The 18,491-nt window shown below is 67.0% G+C and carries 16 protein-coding genes; 2 read left to right on the forward strand and 14 right to left on the reverse strand.

Going from position 1 to position 18,491, the window contains the following annotated elements; all coding sequences use genetic code 11:
• Positions 1 to 7 precede the first annotated feature (7 nt).
• The 11 genes from ACZY0Y_RS02605 to ACZY0Y_RS02655 all read right to left on the reverse strand — a co-directional run bounded on the left by ACZY0Y_RS02605 (position 8) and on the right by ACZY0Y_RS02655 (position 13,421).
• Complete coding sequence (locus ACZY0Y_RS02605; RefSeq protein WP_463956688.1) at positions 8 to 1,204, reverse strand: substrate-binding domain-containing protein; 1,197 nt, start codon at positions 1,202 to 1,204, stop codon at positions 8 to 10.
• 230 nt (positions 1,205 to 1,434) lie between these two features.
• A complete protein-coding gene (locus ACZY0Y_RS02610; RefSeq protein ID WP_463956689.1) occupies positions 1,435 to 3,654 on the reverse strand; it encodes an FtsX-like permease family protein in 2,220 nt (739 codons plus the stop codon).
• 8 nt (positions 3,655 to 3,662) lie between these two features.
• On the reverse strand, positions 3,663 to 4,376 hold the full coding sequence (locus ACZY0Y_RS02615) for an ABC transporter ATP-binding protein (protein WP_463956690.1): 714 nt from the start codon (positions 4,374 to 4,376) through the stop codon (positions 3,663 to 3,665).
• A complete protein-coding gene (locus ACZY0Y_RS02620) occupies positions 4,373 to 4,900 on the reverse strand; it encodes a PadR family transcriptional regulator (protein ID WP_463956691.1) in 528 nt (175 codons plus the stop codon). The genes ACZY0Y_RS02615 and ACZY0Y_RS02620 overlap by 4 nt, the downstream gene beginning before the upstream one ends.
• 117 nt (positions 4,901 to 5,017) lie before the next feature.
• Positions 5,018 to 5,443 carry a DUF1579 domain-containing protein gene (locus ACZY0Y_RS02625; protein WP_463956693.1) on the reverse strand — a complete coding sequence of 142 codons (426 nt, stop codon included), beginning with the start codon at positions 5,441 to 5,443 and terminating at the stop codon, positions 5,018 to 5,020.
• A 229-nt stretch (positions 5,444 to 5,672) separates the two neighbouring features.
• Entirely contained in the window at positions 5,673 to 7,016 is a 1,344-nt protein-coding gene (locus ACZY0Y_RS02630) for a M16 family metallopeptidase (protein WP_463880489.1), read from the reverse strand.
• 147 nt (positions 7,017 to 7,163) lie between these two features.
• Positions 7,164 to 9,413 (reverse strand): polyribonucleotide nucleotidyltransferase, encoded by a 2,250-nt coding sequence (locus tag ACZY0Y_RS02635; RefSeq protein WP_463956695.1) that lies wholly within the window; start codon positions 9,411 to 9,413, stop codon positions 7,164 to 7,166.
• Between the two features lie 246 nt (positions 9,414 to 9,659).
• Positions 9,660 to 9,929: a 30S ribosomal protein S15 gene (rpsO, locus tag ACZY0Y_RS02640; protein ID WP_069951170.1), complete on the reverse strand. Its 270-nt coding sequence runs from the start codon at positions 9,927 to 9,929 to the stop codon at positions 9,660 to 9,662.
• Between the two features lie 159 nt (positions 9,930 to 10,088).
• Complete coding sequence (gene kynU / locus ACZY0Y_RS02645; protein WP_463956782.1) at positions 10,089 to 11,381, reverse strand: kynureninase; 1,293 nt, start codon at positions 11,379 to 11,381, stop codon at positions 10,089 to 10,091.
• 5 nt (positions 11,382 to 11,386) lie between these two features.
• Positions 11,387 to 12,241 carry a tryptophan 2,3-dioxygenase gene (gene kynA, locus ACZY0Y_RS02650; protein WP_463956697.1) on the reverse strand — a complete coding sequence of 285 codons (855 nt, stop codon included), beginning with the start codon at positions 12,239 to 12,241 and terminating at the stop codon, positions 11,387 to 11,389.
• A 157-nt stretch (positions 12,242 to 12,398) separates the two neighbouring features.
• Positions 12,399 to 13,421: a bifunctional riboflavin kinase/FAD synthetase gene (locus tag ACZY0Y_RS02655; protein WP_463956699.1), complete on the reverse strand. Its 1,023-nt coding sequence runs from the start codon at positions 13,419 to 13,421 to the stop codon at positions 12,399 to 12,401.
• A gap of 234 nt (positions 13,422 to 13,655) precedes the next feature.
• On the opposite strand from ACZY0Y_RS02655, the gene ACZY0Y_RS02660 reads away from it, so the two are divergent.
• Together ACZY0Y_RS02660 and ACZY0Y_RS02665 are read left to right on the forward strand one after the other, a co-directional pair.
• Positions 13,656 to 13,931: a DUF937 domain-containing protein gene (locus ACZY0Y_RS02660; protein WP_463956700.1), complete on the forward strand. Its 276-nt coding sequence runs from the start codon at positions 13,656 to 13,658 to the stop codon at positions 13,929 to 13,931.
• Between the two features lie 538 nt (positions 13,932 to 14,469).
• A complete protein-coding gene (locus ACZY0Y_RS02665) occupies positions 14,470 to 14,919 on the forward strand; it encodes a hypothetical protein (RefSeq protein ID WP_463956702.1) in 450 nt (149 codons plus the stop codon).
• On the opposite strand, the gene ACZY0Y_RS02670 is transcribed toward ACZY0Y_RS02665, so the two are convergent.
• The 3 genes from ACZY0Y_RS02670 to ACZY0Y_RS02680 form a co-directional block, all read right to left on the reverse strand.
• On the reverse strand, positions 14,897 to 15,349 hold the full coding sequence (locus ACZY0Y_RS02670) for a hypothetical protein (RefSeq protein ID WP_463880470.1): 453 nt from the start codon (positions 15,347 to 15,349) through the stop codon (positions 14,897 to 14,899). The two genes, ACZY0Y_RS02665 and ACZY0Y_RS02670, sit on opposite strands and share 23 nt — an antisense overlap.
• Before the next feature lie 31 nt (positions 15,350 to 15,380).
• A complete protein-coding gene (locus ACZY0Y_RS02675) occupies positions 15,381 to 15,977 on the reverse strand; it encodes a P-loop NTPase family protein (RefSeq protein WP_463956704.1) in 597 nt (198 codons plus the stop codon).
• A 300-nt stretch (positions 15,978 to 16,277) separates the two neighbouring features.
• Positions 16,278 to 18,044 carry an HNH endonuclease signature motif containing protein gene (locus ACZY0Y_RS02680; RefSeq protein ID WP_463956706.1) on the reverse strand — a complete coding sequence of 589 codons (1,767 nt, stop codon included), beginning with the start codon at positions 18,042 to 18,044 and terminating at the stop codon, positions 16,278 to 16,280.
• Between the last annotated feature and the right edge of the window lie 447 nt (positions 18,045 to 18,491).

Here is an 18,491-nt window from a genome sequence, read left to right on the forward strand (position 1 = left end):
CGTCGGATTACTTCTTTTCCGGCGGGGCGACCGTGTCGCCCGGGACCACCTTGATAAGCTCCGGGGCCCAGGTGCCGCCCGTCTGGACGAGCTTGACCTGGTACATGTCCTGGACCAGGGCGTGGTCCGAGGCGCGGACTGTTTCCTTGCCCTTGGGGCCGTCGAAGCCGAAGCCCTCGAGTGCCTTGACCATGGCGTCGGCGTCGGAGCCGCCCTCCTTGATGGCCTGGACAATCATCTGGCCGGCCACGAAGCCGTCGGGGGTGAAGAGGTCGGCCTTCTTGCCGGCCTTCTCGACTGACGCGATCATCTTCTTCTCCACCTCGGTGCCCGAGGCGCCCGGGAAGTAGTGGTTCAGGAAGCTGATCTTGGCGGTGGCCTCACCATAGGCGCCGAAGGTGGCGGCGTCGCCGAGCCCGGTGACGATCGGGGCGGCGTCGAAGGCCCCCTGCTGGCTCAGGGTCTGCCACATGGTTCCGGACGTTGCCCCTGCCCAGGCCACGAAGACCATATCCGGCTTCGCATCGATGAGCTGGCGGGCGAAGGGGGTGAGTTCCTGTCCGTCCGGAACCAGGACGGATTCGACGGTGGCGCCCTTGGCTCCGAGGACGGCCTTGACGGCTGCGACGTTGCCCTGGCCGAAGGCGTTGTCCTGCGCGAAGACAACCACCTTCTTGCCCTTGGTGTCGATGAAGGAACCGGCGGTGGCCACGTCCTGCAGGCTCTGGCGGCCCGAGCGGAAGGTGTACTTGTTGATGCCCTGGATGGCGTCGGTGGCGGCAGGTCCGGAGATGTACAGGACCTTGTTCTGTGCAGCCTGTTCCGAGAGCTTGAGCGCGATGCCCGAGACGACCGTGCCGCCGATGATCTTGTAGCCCTTGCCGATCAGGTCCTTGGCAGCCGTGACGGCCTTGTCCGGATCGCCGCCGTCGTCGGCGTAGGTGAGGTTGATCTTGGCACCGTTGACGGCGCCGGTCCCGCCGGTGGCGTGGTCGATGCCCGCCTGCAGGCCCTCGTAGTAGGTGGCGCCGTAGGCGGCCAGCGGGCCGGTCTTGGAGTAGATGATGCCGACGTTGACCGGTTCGGCGGCCTTGGTGCCGCCGGATTCGGCCGGCGCTGCGCTGCCCGCGGTGGGTGCGCAGGCGCTGAGGGCCAGCCCGGTGGCCATAACGGCGGCCATCAGGAACTTCTTTGTATCCTTCACGGGATGCCTTTCGTTGAAACTCCCGCCGGGAACTGAGCAGGAGATCTGAGCAGGAGATCGGACAGGAAATGCGCTGAACCTGAAAGGTGATTCAGATTACGGCAAATCTATGGCGCAGCTCAGGGCGTGTCAACGGGTTTCTTGGGCCGCTTTGCAACGTTATGGCAACGGTTTGAGGAAGACGCTTGGGGTTGCGACTTCCCCGCACCCCACAGCCGGCATCCAATCACCTATTCGAAGCGTGCCGCCGTCATTGCCGTATTGCCCCGGATGAAGCCGAATGTCGCGGTGACTGCTCCGAGGGCCAGGACCAGGCTGAAACCCAAGGCCATGAAGTATTCCTGCGCCGGCCAGGTCACCCGATAGGTGTCGTCGATGAAGGACACCATCAGCCAGGCCACAAGGAATCCGAGGCCGATCGAGAGCAGCAGCACGGCCAGGAGTGGGACGGCGGCTTCACGGGTGATGATGCGGCGCAGGACGGACACCGGCATCCCCATCAGCCGCATCAGACCCAGAACCCTCTTCCGGTCCAGAACGGCGGAAGCGGTGGCGACGGCCAGCGACAGGCCGGCGATTGCGATCGCGGCAAACATGCCGAGGTAGGCGAGCACGGCGAGGCCCTGAATCAATCGCGTGCTGGATTGGAGTTTGAGGTCCAACGGGGAAGTGGCCGGGATGGCCGTGATGCCTGAACCGTTTAATGCTGTCCGGGCGCGGTCCATGGCCTCGGGGGTCCCATCGGTGCCGAGCACCATCACGACAGGAACCAGTCCGTCCAGGTTGGTGGCGGGCGCCGGGGTCAGCGCCAGTGGCTGCGTGGTCCAGTAGTGGAGGAACGAGGAATCAACGGCGACGGTCTCCGCGGCCGGGATGTCCCGGAATCCGAGGCCAGGGGCGTCCGCGGCGCGAAGGTAGATCTTAGAACCGGCACCCCTTTCGGAGAGCGCTGCCGGACCGAAGCCGACGGTGGCGCTGCGGATTCCGGGCAGGTCCCTGGCCTGGCGGGCGGCCTCCGTAGCCTGCGCCGGGGTGTGGCCGCTGCTTATGGTGGCGTGGAGGCTGGTGGGCTGAAGCAGGCCTGGCCGGGCCGGGCGTACCTCAGTGGATTCGATGATGCTGGATCCTCCGGCGAAGACGGAGACCACGAACACGGCGATGACCAGTCCTGATACGGACCGGAAGGTCGCGACCGGGGTTTGTTGGATCCGGCTGGCGGCAATGACTCCTGCCGCGCTTCGCGCCTGGCGCAGTCCGATCCGGCTCACCAGGCGGGTCAGCCAGGGGCCGATGACTACGATGCCGACGAGGATGAGCAGAAAGCCGAGGATAAGGAGCGGTGATGCCAGCCATAGTAGTCCCGCGTCGCCGGTCCGGATCGCGAGGACAGCCGTGATCATGGCGGCGAGTCCGGTCAGCACGGGCGCAGTCCGCCACATTGTGGGTGTTTTTTCGTGCACGGCCCTCGTCACGCCCAGGGGGCCAATCCCGGCGCGGGCCGTGCGGTGCGCGGCGACTAACGTCGAGGCCGCGACCACCAGGGCGACGACGGCGGCGGCCGCCGCCGGGCCGATGGCCAGGTCGGCGGCGAACATTCTGGTGCCGTTGACGGGTATTTGCGCGGCAGCCGGCCTCAGCACGATGGCCAGCACGACGCCCGACACGGCGCCGATCAGGCTGGGGACGGCGATTTCGACGGCGGCGATCCGAGAGATGAGCTGTGGGGATGCGCCGATGAGGCGCAGGGTCGCGAAGCGTTCACGGCGCTGGGCGGCGCCCAGGCCGGTGACAATGCTGATCAGCAGCAGAACGGGGAAGAACACTGCGATGGCCCCGATGGACAGCACCGTGTTGTAGGCGGCCGCGCTGCCACCGTAGGGGTCGGTGGTGAAGTCTGACACCAGGACGGCCCTGCCGTTCTGGCGGAGTTCGGCTTCCGTTGCTCCCGTGACGACGATCAGGGAGTCCGGCCCGGGTAAGGCAGCATCGTCAATCGTGCCGGCAAACTTCCCGAAACGGTCACCGAGCTGATCCCGAGGCGTTGATTCGATCAGGCGCTGCAGTGCCGGGGATGCGTAGTAATGGCCCGACTCCGGAGGTTTGCCGATCCCGGGGATCCTGACGGTGGCCGCATCCAGAGCCGCGACATCGCGGCGGTTAATCAGTTGGTCGCGGAAGACCTCCACCGGGTTGGCTTCCATGAGCACCGTGGCGGGGGTCAGCGGTACCGGAGTCCCCGGTCCTGAAGTGGTTGGATCTTCCGTTGGCGGGGCCGCGACGGACGGGCGTCCGGTTTCGCGCAGCCAAGCACCGCGGTCATCACGTGCACTCAGGCCGTTGGCGCCGCCCCACAGCAGCAATAGCAGGCATACTCCGACGGCGACTCCTCCCGCGATTCCGGCGAGCCTGCCATAGGCGGACCGGCTGCCGACGACTGCCAACTTGAGCAACCCCGGATTCACGCGGACACCCGGTAGCCGGCACCGATTGCTCCATCGCGCACGATGACTTCCCGGTCCGCATACGCTGCAGTGCGCGCATCGTGGGTAATCATCACCACCGTGGTGCCCTCTTCACGGACCAACTCGAGCATCAGCGTCAGCACGTTCTCCGAGGCGAGGGAATCGAGCGAACCCGTGGGCTCATCAGCGAACAACACGGCAGGGGACGTCACCAGAGCCCGGGCCACGGCGACGCGCTGGGCCTGGCCTCCGGACAGTTCACCAGGCAGCTTGGCCCCAAGCCCGTCCAGACCAAGGCGTTCCAGCAGCTCCGTGGAGCGGCGCAATGCCTCCGGCCGCCGGGTCCCGGCCAGCAGCAGCGGGATGCTGACGTTATCCACCGCCGTCAGCTCCGGCAGCAGCTGGCCGAACTGAAAGACGAACCCGAAATCGGTCAGCCGCAGCCGGGCCCGCTGCGGCTCCCCGAGGGCACTTGTCTCCATCGGAGACCGCCCTGCGGGACGGTAGGTCACCGAACCGCCGTCGGGGACAAGAACACCGGCCAGGCAGTGCAGCAGCGTGGACTTGCCGGATCCGGACGGGCCCATGACGGCGAGCACTTCCCCTGCGTGGACGTCGAGGTCGACGCCACGCAGGGCCTCGGTTTGGCCGAAGGAGTGGTGCAGGCCGCGGGCACTGAGGATCGGTGCAACGGTGTTATGGGTGCTCATGCGCTCTGGAGCTCCTTCTTGAGTTGGGTCAGGCGGGCGCTGGTGAGGTCGATCCAGCGCAGGTCCGCTTCAATGTGGAACAGGCCGTGGTCGCACATCAGGATCCGGAGCAGGTCCGCGTCCTTCTTCAGCCGGGTCAGTTCACGCATGCGTGCCATGTGTTCACCGCGCTGCACATCGAGCAGCCGGTCGGCGTCGTCGTTGAGCAGCAAGGCGATCACGGTCTTGGCAAAAAGCTCGCTTTGCAGGGACTCTGACGGAACGTCGGGAGTGAACAGCCACTCGCGCACCCTGTCTTGGCCGGCCACGGTGATCTCATACTTCTTCCGGTCAGGACCGCCGCCGGTCTCCTCACCCAGGGCCCGGATCAGCTCGTCACGGACCATTCGGGCCAGGGTGGAATACACCTGCCCGAAGGCCAGGGCCTTTCCGGTTCCGAAGTAGCGGTCATAAGAGTGCTTGAGGTCGTAGCCGTAGCTGGGCTCGCGGCTCAAGAGGCCCAACAGGGTGAGAGAGTTGTTCACACCCCCATCTATACACTGAGTGAATAGTGAGGCGCCAGCTTTGAATCCAGTGGACGCAGCCGTGTCGCAGTCCGGACGCGAGGAGACGAAAGGGACGCGGGCGGGCGGCTGTGGCGCTCAGGCGGGGACGGCGGCGTCCGCGGCCGCGCGGCGGCAGACCGAGGTCATAAAGGGCGTGAATTCGCTCGCGGACCCGAGCCGGAGCCCGGCGCTGTGCGTCAGCACGCCGTCGTCCACCCGGAAGGTGTGCCGGGACGTGCCGCGGTCGCTGCGCCGTTCCATCGTGAGGGTGCCCTCCTGCCAGCTGGCGCGCGCGGGCGCCTCCGGGGGCAGCCCCATGCTGTTGACGTGGTACCAGAGAGTGTCCAGACGGGACGGGTCCATGGTGAAGACCCCGTGGCCTTCGGAGCGGATGCCGTCGGCCTCTGTGTGCCGGTAGCTGTGGGTGACGGCCAGCCCGGCGGCTGCGCGGGCGAACGTCAGTTCGACGGCGGCCTCACGGGCCGGGCCCCAGGGCGTGGCCTGCCACTGTGTGGTTCCCACCCAATGCCCGAGGAACGCTTCAAGCGCCTCGTGTGCACTGCCTGGCAGCGGCCGGTCCATTTTTTCCTTCCAGGGTTTCCTTCCAGGGGTTCCTTCCGGGTGGGGCCCTCCGGGGTGGCCCCGTCCCCATCATCACGCGGCGCCGCCTGCCGTGTCTAGGTCCGGGCCCGCCACTCCGGCCGGTGCAGGCCCAGCTCAGGGGCCTGCGGGGCCTGTGGACCGGGCTGACTCAGAGGCCGAACGTCTCGGTTTCCTCGAAGGGACCCACCACCGTGACGGTCCGCGGGGCGGCCGCGAGTTCGCGGGCGAGCTCCTGGACTTCGGCCGCGGTCACGGCCTTGATCTGGCGCAGCGTCTCGTCGATGTCCTGGTATTCACCGGACACGAGTTCGGCGCGTCCCAGCCGGGACATCCGTGAGCCGGTGTCCTCCAGCGCCAGCACGATGCCGCCGCACAGCTGCCCGACGGCCTTGCGGAGTTCCTCCTCGGAGATCCCGCCCCCGGCCAGTTTGTCGAGTTCGGCCCCGAGCAGGTCGACGACCTGCCGGACTTTCGACGGTGTGCAACCGGCGTACATGCCGAAGTAGCCGGCGTCGGCGTAGGAGGAGGCGAAGGAGTAGGTGGAGTACACCAGCCCGCGCTTCTCGCGGACTTCCTGGAACAGCCGGGAGGACATGCCCCCGCCGAGCACGGCGTTGAGCACACTCATCACGAAGCGGCGGTCGTCGGTGGCGACGATGGTGGGGCAGCCCATGATGATGTTGGCCTGTTCCACCGGACGCTTGACCACGTGCAGGCCTGCGGTGCCGGTGATGGCGGCCCGATCGGTGGAGCGGCGCTTCACCGGGGCCGCGTCCGGCTCCAGGCTCCAGCCCGCGGAGTGCAGGGCCTCCACGACGAGTCCGCAGACGACGTCGTGGTCCAGCCCCCCGGCGGCGGTGATGACGAGCTCGTCCGGGCGGTAGTAGCGGCGGTAGTGGTCCCGGACGGAGTCGCGGGCGACGGCGCGGATGGCGTCCGGGGTGCCGCCGATCGGGCGGCCGAGCGGGTGGGTGCCCAGCACGGCAGCGACAAAGTGTTCGTGCGCGACGTCGGTGGGGTCGTCGCTGTCCATCGCGATTTCCTCGAGGATGACGTCGCGTTCCTGCTCCATCTCCTGCGGGTCCAGCACGGCACCGGTGATCATGTCCGCGATAACGTCGATGGCCATCGGCAGGTCGGTGTCCAGCACGCGGGCGAAGTAGCAGGTGCTTTCCTTCGCCGTGGCGGCGTTGGATTCCCCGCCGACCTCGTCGAAGGCCGACGCGATCTCCAGGGCGGTGCGCCGCTTGGTGCCTTTGAACAGGAGGTGCTCCAGGAAGTGGGTGGAGCCGTGCTGTCCGGGCGCCTCGTCGCGGGAGCCGACACCGACCCAGAAGCCGATGGTGGCCGAGCGCTGGCCCGGCATCGCCTCGGTCAGCACGCGGACGCCGCCGGGCAGCACCGAACGGCGCACCTCGGAACCGCCGTCGGCGCCGTGGATCAGGGTGTCAGCGTGCTGGTTCTGCTCGAGCGGCAGGGGGACGACAGTCATCAAGGCCTTTCAGTAAACACATGCCAAATCTGCCTGCAATCGTACCAGCGGGGCACTCCCCCGACGGTCCGGCACCGGCACCGGCAACTTAAACGGCGGCGGGGCCGGTGGAAGATCCACCGGCCCCGCCGCTTGAGTCAGGAAAGACTACTCTGCGGACTCCAGGGAGACCTCAGCGTCGGCGGGGTTCTCTGACCCTGCCTCATCAGCCACAACGGGCGAGAGGGAGAGCTTGCCGCGGTCATCGATCTTGGTGATTTCCACCTGGATTTTCTGGCCGACGGAGACGACGTCATCGACGTTGTCCACGCGCTTGCCGCCGGCGATCTTGCGCAGCTCGGAGATGTGCAGCAGGCCGTCCTTGCCCGGAGTCAGGGAAACGAAGGCACCGAAGGTCGTGGTCTTGACGACCGTGCCCAGGTAGCGCTCGCCGATTTCCGGAATCTGCGGGTTGGCGATGGCGTTGATCGCGGACCGTGCTGCATCGGCAGACGGGCCGTTCGTGGCGCCAATGTAGACAGTTCCGTCGTCCTCGATCGAGATGTCGGCTCCGGTGTCTTCCTGGATCTGGTTGATCATCTTGCCCTTCGGGCCGATGACCTCGCCGATCTTGTCTACCGGGATCTTGACCGCGATGACGCGCGGCGCGAACTCGGAGAGCTCGTCCGGGGTGTCGATCGCGGAGTTCAGGACGTCCAGGATGTGCAGGCGCGCTTCGCGGGCCTGCTTCAGGGCGGCGGCCAGGACGGAGGCCGGGATGCCGTCGAGCTTCGTGTCCAGCTGGATGGCCGTGACGAACTCAGCGGTACCGGCGACCTTGAAGTCCATGTCGCCGAAGGCATCTTCGGCGCCGAGGATATCGGTCAGGGCGGCGTAGCGGGTCTGGCCGTCAACCTGGTCGGAGACCAGGCCCATGGCGATACCGGCAACGGCGGCCTTCAGCGGCACACCTGCATTGAGCAGGGACAGCGTGGAGGCGCAGACGGAACCCATCGACGTCGAACCGTTGGAGCTGAGAGCCTCAGACACCTGGCGGATGGCGTAGGGGAATTCCTCGCGGGAGGGCAGCACCGGCATGATGGCGCGCTCTGCGAGGGCACCGTGACCGATTTCGCGGCGCTTCGGGGAACCGACGCGGCCGGTCTCGCCGGTGGAGTACGGCGGGAAGTTGTAGTTGTGCATGTAACGCTTGCGCGTCACAGGAGACAGCGAGTCGATCTGCTGTTCCATCTTGAGCATGTTCAGCGTGGTGACACCCATGATCTGGGTCTCGCCGCGTTCGAAGATGGCCGAGCCGTGGACGCGGGGCAGAACCTCAACCTCGGCGGTGAGCTGGCGGATGTCCGTCAGGCCACGGCCGTCGATGCGGATCTGGTCCTTGAGGATGCGCTGGCGCACAACCTGCTTGGTGACGGAGCGGAAGGCTGCGGACAGCTCCTTCTCGCGGCCTTCGAACTGGCCGGCCAGGGAAGAGGTGACCTCGTCCTTGAGCTCGTCGGAGGCGGTGTCGCGCTCCTGCTTGTCGGCGATCTGGAAGACAGCAGCCAGCTTCTCGGCGGCAGCGGACTCCACAGCGACGTAGACGTCGTCCTGGTAGTCCAGGAAGACCGGGAACTCGACGGTCGGCTTGGCGGCGCGTGCTGCCAGGTCGGACTGTGCTTCGCAGAGTGCCTTGATGAACGGCTTGGCAGCCTCGAGGCCCTCGGAGACAACCTCTTCGGTCGGGGCGGTGGCGCCCTGTTCCTTGATGAGGTTCCAGGAGTTGTCGGTGGCTTCGGCTTCAACCATCATGATGGCGACGTCGTCACCTGCAATGCGGCCGGCAACGACCATGTTGAAGACGGCGTTCTCGAGCTGGGAGTGCTTCGGGAACGCAACCCACTGCGGGCCGTGCTCGTCCTGGACGAGGGCAACGCGGACGCCGCCGATCGGGCCGGAGAACGGCAGGCCGGAGAGCTGGGTGGACATCGAGGACGCGTTGATCGCGACCACGTCGTAGAGCTCGTCCGGGTTGATGGACAGCACGGTGACGACGATCTGGACCTCGTTGCGCAGGCCCTTGACGAAGGCGGGGCGCAGCGGACGGTCCATCAGGCGGCAGGCCAGGATGGCTTCCGTGGAGGGACGGCCTTCGCGGCGGAAGAACGAACCCGGGATGCGGCCGGCGGCGTACATACGTTCTTCGACGTCGACGGTCAGCGGGAAGAAGTCGAAACCTTCACGCGGGTGCTTGCCGGCGGTGGTTGCGGACAGCAGCGCGGTCTCTTCGTCGATGTAGACCATCGCTGCGCCGGCTGCCTGCTTGGCAAGGCGGCCGGTTTCAAAGCGGATTACACGCTTGCCGAAGCGGCCATTGTCAATGACTGCTTCTGAGAACTGGATTTCGGGACCCTCCATAGAGAGTCACCTCCGTTTCATGGTTCACGGAGTCCAGCCGCATCAACCCAGTCCAGCATCTGTCTGCTGGCCTGCACTGCACCCGGTCATCGATCGAGACCCACGGGCTAAGGCTTCACTCGTTGAAGCCGTTCCCGGAAGTCACTACCGAAGACCGCGAATGCGTGATGCGGTTGATCCTCCTGTTGAGTTTTGTGTGAAGAAGGCGGCCCTTCCGTCACGGAAGGGGCCGCCCCTTAAAGCTGACTAGCGGCGCAGGCCGAGACGCTCGATGAGCGCACGGTAGCGGGTGATGTCAGTGTTCTTGAGGTAGGTCAGCATGCGCTTGCGACGACCAACCATGGCCAGCAGACCGCGCTGGGTGTGGTAATCGTGCTTGTGCACCTTCATGTGCTCAGTGAGATCCTTGATCCGCTGAGTCAGGACTGCAACCTGGACCTCCGGTGAACCGGTGTCGCCCTCGGACGTTGCGAAATCCTGAATGATGGACGTCTTTACAGCGGCTTCAAGTGCCACGATAACTCCTAGAGATGTGCCGTGAGGCCCGAATCAGTAACTCACTGCCGGGGGTGCTGCGCCGGTGATTCTGCTCCGAAGAGAGGATTTCCCGTACACAACAAGAGCCAGCCGCCACGGACTGCAGCCGGATCCAACGTTTAGTTTACCGGCACGCCGCTAATCTTGTCGAAACGGCCGGTCCTGCTGTTGCCCGGAAGGGCCCTCATCCAGCCGTTCGCGGATGGCGGCCACCCCGCGGTACACCTCGGTAAACGATGTGCTCAGCGGGGACAGCCCGATCCGGAGGCCGTGCGGCGCCCGGAAATCCGGAATGACGTCCTGCTCCCACAGCGCCGCGGTCATCTCCCGGAACGCGGGGTGGTCCACGGTGATGTGGCTGCCGCGCAGCTCCGGGTCCCGCGGCGTCGAGAGTTCAACACCCGCCGGGGCGAGCCGGGCGTCGTGGAGTTCGACGGCGAAGGCGGTCAGCAGGCGTGACTTCTCCCGGACCGCGGCCATGCCGACTTCCTCGAGCACGTCCAGGGTGCCGCGCATGGCGAGCATCCCGAAGACCGCCGGGGTGCCGCTGAGGAAGCCGCGGATGCCGGCGGCGGCCTCATAGCCGGGTCCCATTTCGAAGGCGTCCTTGCGGCCCATCCAGCCCCAGATCGGCTGCTGCAGACCTGGGAGGTGCCGGGCGTTGACATAGGCGAACGCAGGCGAACCCGGTCCGCCGTTGAGGTACTTGTACGTGCAGCCGGCGGCGAAGTCGACGCCGGCGGCGTCCAGGGCGATCTCCACCGACCCGGCGGAATGGCACAGGTCCCACACCACCAGCGCACCGGCGTCGTGCACTGCCGCGGTGATCCCCGGCAGGTCCGCGAGGAACCCGGAGCGGTAGGCAATCTGGCTCAGGACCACGACGGCGGTGGCCGGGCCGGTGGCGGCGCGCACCTGCTCGACGGTCACGCCGGAGGAGGGATCGGCGTCGATCCAGCGCAGCGTCAGTCCCTCCTCGCGGGCAATGCCCTCGACGAGGTAGCGGTCGGTGGGGAAATTCTCCGTGTCCAGCACGATTTCGGTGCGCGCCGGGTCCCCGACCGCAGCCAGCGCGGCCCGGATCAGCTTGTACAGCACCACCGTGGTGGAGTCGGCGATGATGGTCTGCCCGGCGGCGGCGCCGAGGACGGCCCGGCCGAGCTGGTCGCCGATGGCCTGCGGGAGTTCCAGCCATTCCTCGTCCCAGCCGCGGATCAGCCGGCCGCCCCAGCTGTCCTGGATAAAGCTGCTGATGTCGGTGACGGTGCGCTTGAGCGGCCGGCCGAGGGAGTTGCCGTCCAGGTAGGCAAGTTCCGTGTCGGCGCCGATGAAGTGGTCGCGGTAGGCGGCTAGCGGATCGGCGGCGTCCAGTTCCCGGGCGCGCTGCAGCAGGGCGTCGCCGTTCTTTGCCGCGGCCTCTGCCGGGTGCAGGGCGCTCACTGGCCGATCTCCGTCCGGACGGCGAAGAGTTCGGGGAAGAAGGTCAGCTCGAGGGCCTTGTGCAGGAAGGCGGCTCCGCTGGAGCCGCCGGTGCCGGACTTCATGCCGATGGTGCGCTGCACCGTGCGAAGGTGGCGGAAGCGCCAGAGCTGGAAGTTGTCCTCGAGGTCCACGAGTTCCTCACAGGCCTCGTAGGCGCCCCAGTTGTCCGCGGCGTTCTCGTAGATGTACTTGAACACCGGGACCAGCTCGGCGCAGAACTCGTGCGCCTTGGTGACGTCCCGCTCCAGCAGTGCGGCGGGCACGTCGAAGCCCTGGCGCTTGAGGTAGGCGAGGAAGTCGTCGTAGATGCTCGGGGATTCGAGGATTTCCAGCAGCATCGCGTGGGCCTCGGGGTCGGATTCGAACACCGGCAGCATCTTGCGGTTCTTGTTGCCGAGCAGGAACTCGACCGCCCGGTACTGGCTGGACTGGAATCCCGAGGAGTTGCCCAGGAAGCCGCGGAATTGCGAGTACTCGGTGGGTGTGAGGGTGGCCAGCACGGACCACTGCTCGGTGAGGGTTTTTTGGATGTGCTTGACCCGGGCGATCGCCTTCAGCGCCGAGCCGAGGTCGTCGGAGCGGAGCCAGGCGGCGGCGCTGCGGAGCTCGTGCAGGACCAGCTTGAGCCACAGCTCCGTGGTCTGGTGCTGGATGATGAACAGCATCTCGTCATGGTGCTCCGGCGTGCTGACCGGCTGCTGGGCGCTCAGCAGCGTCGGGAGCTGCAGGTAGGACGCGTAGCTCATCCGGGAACTGAAGTCGCGGACAATGTCCTTGTCCAGCTCCCGCGTATTTTTCTCAATCGTCACGTTTCTTGCCTTCCTTGCCCAATGGCCGTGCCTCACCGCGCGGACCGGCCGGCGAACCCGCCGGAACCGGCCGCCGCCGGCCTGCGCCTCCGGGCGTGTTCAGCGGTGCGGAGGTCCAGCACGGCGGCTGATCGCAGCGGTTCAGCGCCCTGGCGCCCTAGCGCGCGTACAGAATGTTGTGGGCCTGGACGACGTCCAGGCGTATCTGGTCCACCAACGCTTCAGGGCCACGGTACGCCACCATGCCCCGCAGCCGGGCGACGAATTCCACCACTACTGTCTGGCCGTACAGATCGAAGTCCTCGACGGCCTCTTCGGGCCGGTCAATGACGTGCGCCTCGACCTGCCGGCTGACGCCGTCAAAGGTCGGGTTGGAGCCAACGGAGATGGCAGCAGGCCAGCGCGTGCCGGCCTGGTCCACGAGCCAGCCGGCATAGATGCCGTCTGCCGGGATGTAGCCGCTCGCGTCGGAGGCGAGGTTGGCTGTGGGGAAGCCGAGGTCGCGGCCACGGGCGGCGCCGTGGACCACCTCGCCCCGCATCCGGTGCGACCGCCCGAGGACGGCGGCGGCCGTGGCGACGTCGCCCTCCCGCAGTGCCTCGCGCACCCAGGTGGAGGAGCAACGGCGGTCCCCGCCGTCGCCGCCGTCGTGAACTTCGCCGTGTCCTTCGCCGTGTCCTTCGCCGTGGAGCGGAAAACCTTCCGAGCCGAACTCGCTGATGACCAGCACCTCGAAGCCGAGCTTCCGGCCGAGGTCCTGCATGGTCTCCAGGTCCCCGGAGTTGTTCCGGCCGAACCGCGCATCGTGGCCGATCACCACATGGCTCGCCTTGAGGCAGCCGACCAGGACGCCGGCGACGAATTCTTCGGGGGTGAGGCTTGCCAGCTCGAGTGAGTACTTCATCACCAGAACGGCGTCGAGGCCCAGTTCGCCGAGCGCGACCAGCTTGTCTTCCAGACCCATGATCAGTTCCGGAGCGGATTCGGGGCGGTGGACCTGCGCCGGATGCGGGTCGAAGGTGATGGCGACAGCCCGGGCGTGGTTGAGGCGGGCGACCCGGATGAGCTGGGAAAGCACCTGTTGGTGGCCGCGGTGCACACCGTCAAAGTTGCCGAAGGTAACGACGGAAGGACCAAAGTCCGCTGGGACTTCGGACGGATCGTTCCAGATGTGGACCATCAACCTCGCCTTTTGCTTCCTGCCATGTGCACCTCCGGAGAAACCTGCCGGCTCCGGAACTCTCCTAGATTACCCGCAAACGCGGCGGGCTTCCGACGGTACTGCCGGGGCGCCGGCAGCGCCCTTTCGGGTTCAGGACACCCTGGCCAGGATGCAGAGGCAACAATCCGGCGGCGTCTGCGCGGGCGCCGCTTACGGCGAGGACCGCCCGAGGTGCGGCTGAAGGAGAACCCCATGACCGAGTTCGACGACATCCTGAGGCAGATCCCGGTAGACCAGATTGCCGGCATGCTCGGCACGGACCGGCAGACAGCGCAGGACGCAGTGGAGGCCGCGGCGCCCACGCTGCTGGCCGGTATGCATAACAACCCTCGAGCCTCCGACGGCGCCGCCTCGCTTGAGTCGGCGCTCAGCCAGCACCGGGGCGGGCTGATGGAGGGCGGGGTCGATGCCTCGGTGGCCAGCCAACTGGCCGGACGTCCCAACCCGGTGGTGTGGGCGGGGACCTGAGCAAAAAGGCTGCTGCCGATCCTGGCTCCGATCGTGATGTCCTACCTTGCGAACAAGGTCCTCGGAGGCCGCGGACAGTCCTCCGGGGCGGATGGATCAGGCGGTAGTGGCGGGTCCGGCCAGGCCGGCGGGATTGACCTCGGCGGCATATTGGGCTGGATCCTGGGCGGTGCCAGAGGGGCCGGGGGCGGCGGGCTGGGCGACCTGTTGGGCGGACTGCTCGGCGGGGCCAGCCGAAGATACCCGCGGCCGTTCCGGAAGCCGGGCCGGACGCCCCGCGGGAACCACAGGCTCACCCGCAGGGCCGGCCCGACGGCGGTGCGCCGCGCCCCGGCGAGCTGATCGACGTCGACCTCCCGGAGAGCCAGCCGGACGAACGGAAGGAAGAGGGCGACCAGCCCGGCGGGCTCGGCGGGATCCTGGGCGGCCTGTTCGGGAAGAAGTAGTCGGGGCACACGGCAGGCGGCAAGCGGGGCTGGTAGGGTCATCCCATCCGCGCCGGAGACCGCCGGCCGGGTCAATGTTGGGGGACATCATCGTGAGCTTCACCGCCAGGACGCCGCAGCTTGCCACCGTTTGTTTGATTCTCGCTGCGGGAATGTCGCTGAGCGCCTGCGGCGGTGCAGCGGAAGCGGCCGGGAACGCCGTCGTTCCCTTGAATTCCACCGGGTCGGGCACGGCGGCGGCGGCGGCGCCGGGACCGGCGGTCGGCGGCTACGAAGGCTGGTGGAACGCCACGCCGGCCTCCGCCAACACCGCGGCGCTCCCCCAGGAAACGGTGGCCATCAACACGAGGACCAACACCGTGGTCGATGCCTTTAGCCGGAAGATCAACGACGCCGGGCGGCCCACGAAAATCACGGACGTTCCGTACACCGTTGTTCCCGATCCGTCCTGGCCGGCAGAGTCCGTGATCATCATCGACCCGGCGACCAACAAGGTGATCGAGCACTTCCGCGTCGACCTCAGCGGCAACCCGTTGCGCTAGCGTCCGCAACTCCGCCGGCCACCGTGCCGGGACTGAGCCACACGGCTGTGCGACCGGCGGCACGGTAGTTCCGCCAGTGCAGGAGTACGGCGGCCAGGATCAGTGGAACGTGGATGCCCGGAAGGTTCCTCGCAAACCAGTGCGGCAGATAGATGTCGGTGACAGAGCCCGTCTCGTCGCCCAGGTCCTTGGCCACGGCGGTGAGCGGGCAGTGAAAGCCGTTGGCGGCAAAGACCAGGGTCTCGGCAGTCACGACGCCGGCGGCCAGGCCCACCCGCCGGTCCGTGCGGCCGCGGACACCGGCGTACAGGACATAGACCATGCAGGCTTCGATCGTGAACCAGGCAAAGGTGTGGAATGCCTTCACGGCCCTCAGCAGGGACGTACGTTGCGCCTTCCGCAACTCTCGTGGCGCTTTGAGTCCAGCCATGCCTCCAGCCTAGCCGCGGCCCGTTGTCTGTTCAGGGGCTTTCGGCCCGGGCAGACTTGGCGGGCAGCTGCGCGAGCCAGGCGTCGAGTTCCCGGGGATGGCGGAACAGGATCGTTGCCGGCATCCCGGGGTCCGCCTCAAGCCCCCGCATCACCTGCCGCTTCCGCGTGAAGGACCGGAAATGCCACCGGAGAATAGAGTCCTCGATGAAGATCCTGGCAATGGTTTCCTCATTGCCGTTGCAGACAGGTTCCCGGGTCAGCGCCCGGCGCAGCGTGCGGCGTACCAGCCGGGCCAGCGAGAGCCAGCGCGGATAGTCCAGGCCCACGATGAGCTCCGCCCGCGGCAGCACAACGTCGCGCCAGGCACCGTAGGCGCTGTCCAGCACCCAGCGGTCCTGGGCTGCAATCGAGGCTGCGATGCCACGCTGCTCCTCGACGGTGCGCTGCTGCCAGCCGGGCAACCAGCCGATGTCGGCGTCCGCCGAGAACCCGGGCAACCCCGTGGCCTGGGCGTAGGCGCGGGCGGCTGTCGACTTGCCGCTGCCGGTCACTCCGTAGAAGAGGACGCGGGAGGGGGCGGGAAGATCGTCCGCCGCGCACTGGCGGATGTTCACGGATGTGTTCATGGTTTGTCCCCCCTTGGATGTAGCCAACACAGGGTCCGGCCCCCTTTTTTGCGCATCGGCGATACGCTAGCACCTCCCGTCCGCGACCGGGGGACGGCCGTGTGCGACACTGTTCCGATGCCAGAGTTCACAGTCCTAACCGGCAATCCTGTTCCCGACTCCGAGGTGCTGGCGCTGTACGAGTCTGTAGGCTGGACGGCTTATACCCGGGAACCCGACAGACTCTTCAGCGCCGGTTCGGGTCTTTGCGCAGTTCCGGTAGTCCCGGATTTTCCCGCGGACGCGCACTGATCTCCGGCATCATTCCAGGCGAAAGTAGCTGTTCCGCCGTGGCACCTGGCGCGGATCAATGTGCGGCGGCGGGATGAACCATGGAACGCCGCTGCGGACCTGGATGGTCCACTGTTCTTTGTGGATGACGTGGTGGTGGTGTGAGCAGAGCAAAGCGCCTTGCTCTGTTCCAGTCGTTCCGCCGCGGGACCAGTAGTCGATGTGGTGAGCCTCGCACCAGGGCGCGGGGATGGTGCACTGCGGGAACGCGCAGCCCCCGTCCCGCGCCATGATGGCTTTTCGAATGTGCGGAGGGAAGACCCGTGAGGCCCGGCCGATGTCCAGGACGCGGCCGTTGCCGCCGAGCACGAGCGGAATGATGTCGGCGTCGCAGGCGATCTTGCGCACGGTCGAGGCCGTGACCGGTCCGGTGAACATCAGGGCTCCCGCGCCGGATCCCGGCCCGAGTGTCTGCGGGTTGGCGGCGCCGAGCTGTTCGAGGAGGTCCCGGTAGTCGACGGTGACCATTACCTGTGGGCGAAGGCCTCCGGAAGCGGGCAGTTCTCCGGCCGCGAGGGCCACCTTGCACGCACCGACCAGGCCATCGAGCAGCCGTTGCGGACGGGTGCGCTGATCCAGCCGACCGGCACTGGCCGCCTCGTCAGCAGCGGCATCGTCCACGGCGCCGGCGTCGGCGTTGGCGTCAGGACCGGCGTCAGGACCGGCATTTTCTGCCGTGCCTGCGTTGGGGTCGGAGGCAAGACCGGTCCGTGGGTTGGTGGCGGTGTTCATGACCGTGAGCAGGTGCTCGAATTGGTCGGCGGTGGCGAAGATTTCCAGGTGCTGCAGCCCACGGTGGGACCGGCGGATGAACGCGCCTTGGCGCTGGCGCAGTTCCGGCTCACTGGGCTCGGCACCGTCCTGGTCCAGTGCGTCCGTCCAGCGCTTCGCGATCCGGGTCAGGAAATCCTGGTCGTTCTCCACCGCCGTGCGGGTCAGTGCATGTTCCATCCGGACAACGTCCCCGGGCGCGGCCACATGCCTGACCCGGTCCATGGACAGGCTGATCAGGGTGGCTGCCCGGGAGGCAATGTCCCCGGTTGTGAGGACAGCCGCGAGTTCCTCCCGCACTGCCGGCAGGGGTTGCCCTGACAAGCCGGTGCGCGGCAGAACGTCCGATGCCAGGGCCAGCCGGCGCCGCGCCTCCGCCGCGGTGATCCGCAGCCGCGCCCGCAGGAACTCGGTGGTATTCCGGTACCCGTCATCGACCCAGCCCTGCGCACGGTCCGCGCCGCCCTGGACGTTCCAACCGGAATCGGGCCCGGCAGCCTTAGCCGCCGGCACCGGCATAGTCGCAGTCGTGGTCGTGGTCGTGGCCGGGTTCGCAGTCGTGGCCGGGGTTGGGGTTTCAGCGGTCGTCGCCGTCGCGTCAGTGTTCCAGCCGGTCAACCAGCCGGCACGGGCACCAGACCCACACTTCGCAGCCGCGTTCCTGGCTGCCGCCGCCTGGTTTCGGGTCCGGTCGACGGCCGCCGCGGCCACAAGTTGCAGGTAGTCGACGATACGGGACAACTCCTCGACGCTCCCGGCAAAGTCCGAGGCTTCGGTCACTCCAAACATCGCAGCATCAGGCAGCGCCGTCCCGTTTGCAGAGCGCAGCAGGACCAGCGCCCCATCCAGGGCACAGTTCACGTCAACCGCTGCGTGTGGAACGGGCGTCAGCCGGGGAATTCCGAGGAGTAGTCCGGCGCCAGGCCGTGTGGCCTGTAGCGGGATGAAATCTTCACTGGCTTTCATAGCCAAATTCTTCCTCGATGCTGTGACATTCTGGGGGCCCGTGACTTTGTGGAATCTCCTGAAGAACATACGGGCGGAGAGATAGCTGTAATCACCAGGTCTTAGGGAATGATTCGTTGCTCCGGCTCCCCGGGGGGCTACCTCCAATGATTCCCGATTCCAGCTGTGGTGGCCCTCGGTGGCTCCCCTATGTGGATAACCGAAGTGTTGGGCCGGGAGTTTCCGTTGGCAAACCCTCTTGGGAGTTAGCAGGCCAGGCGTCTGGTTGCTTCAGAGGATGAGACGGCTCGTTCCTTGGTGCCGTTTTAGTAGGTCACCTCGACCTCAATGCCATCGCGCCAACCTGTTGCGGCGAAGACTGGAAACCGCCCGCTGCTGACCGACGGATCCCGCCGTGCCCCCGGCGCGCAGACCGTTTGAAATGTCTTCCCGCGGTGTCACACTTCG

It is taken from the genome of Pseudarthrobacter kochi, from assembly GCF_055412805.1.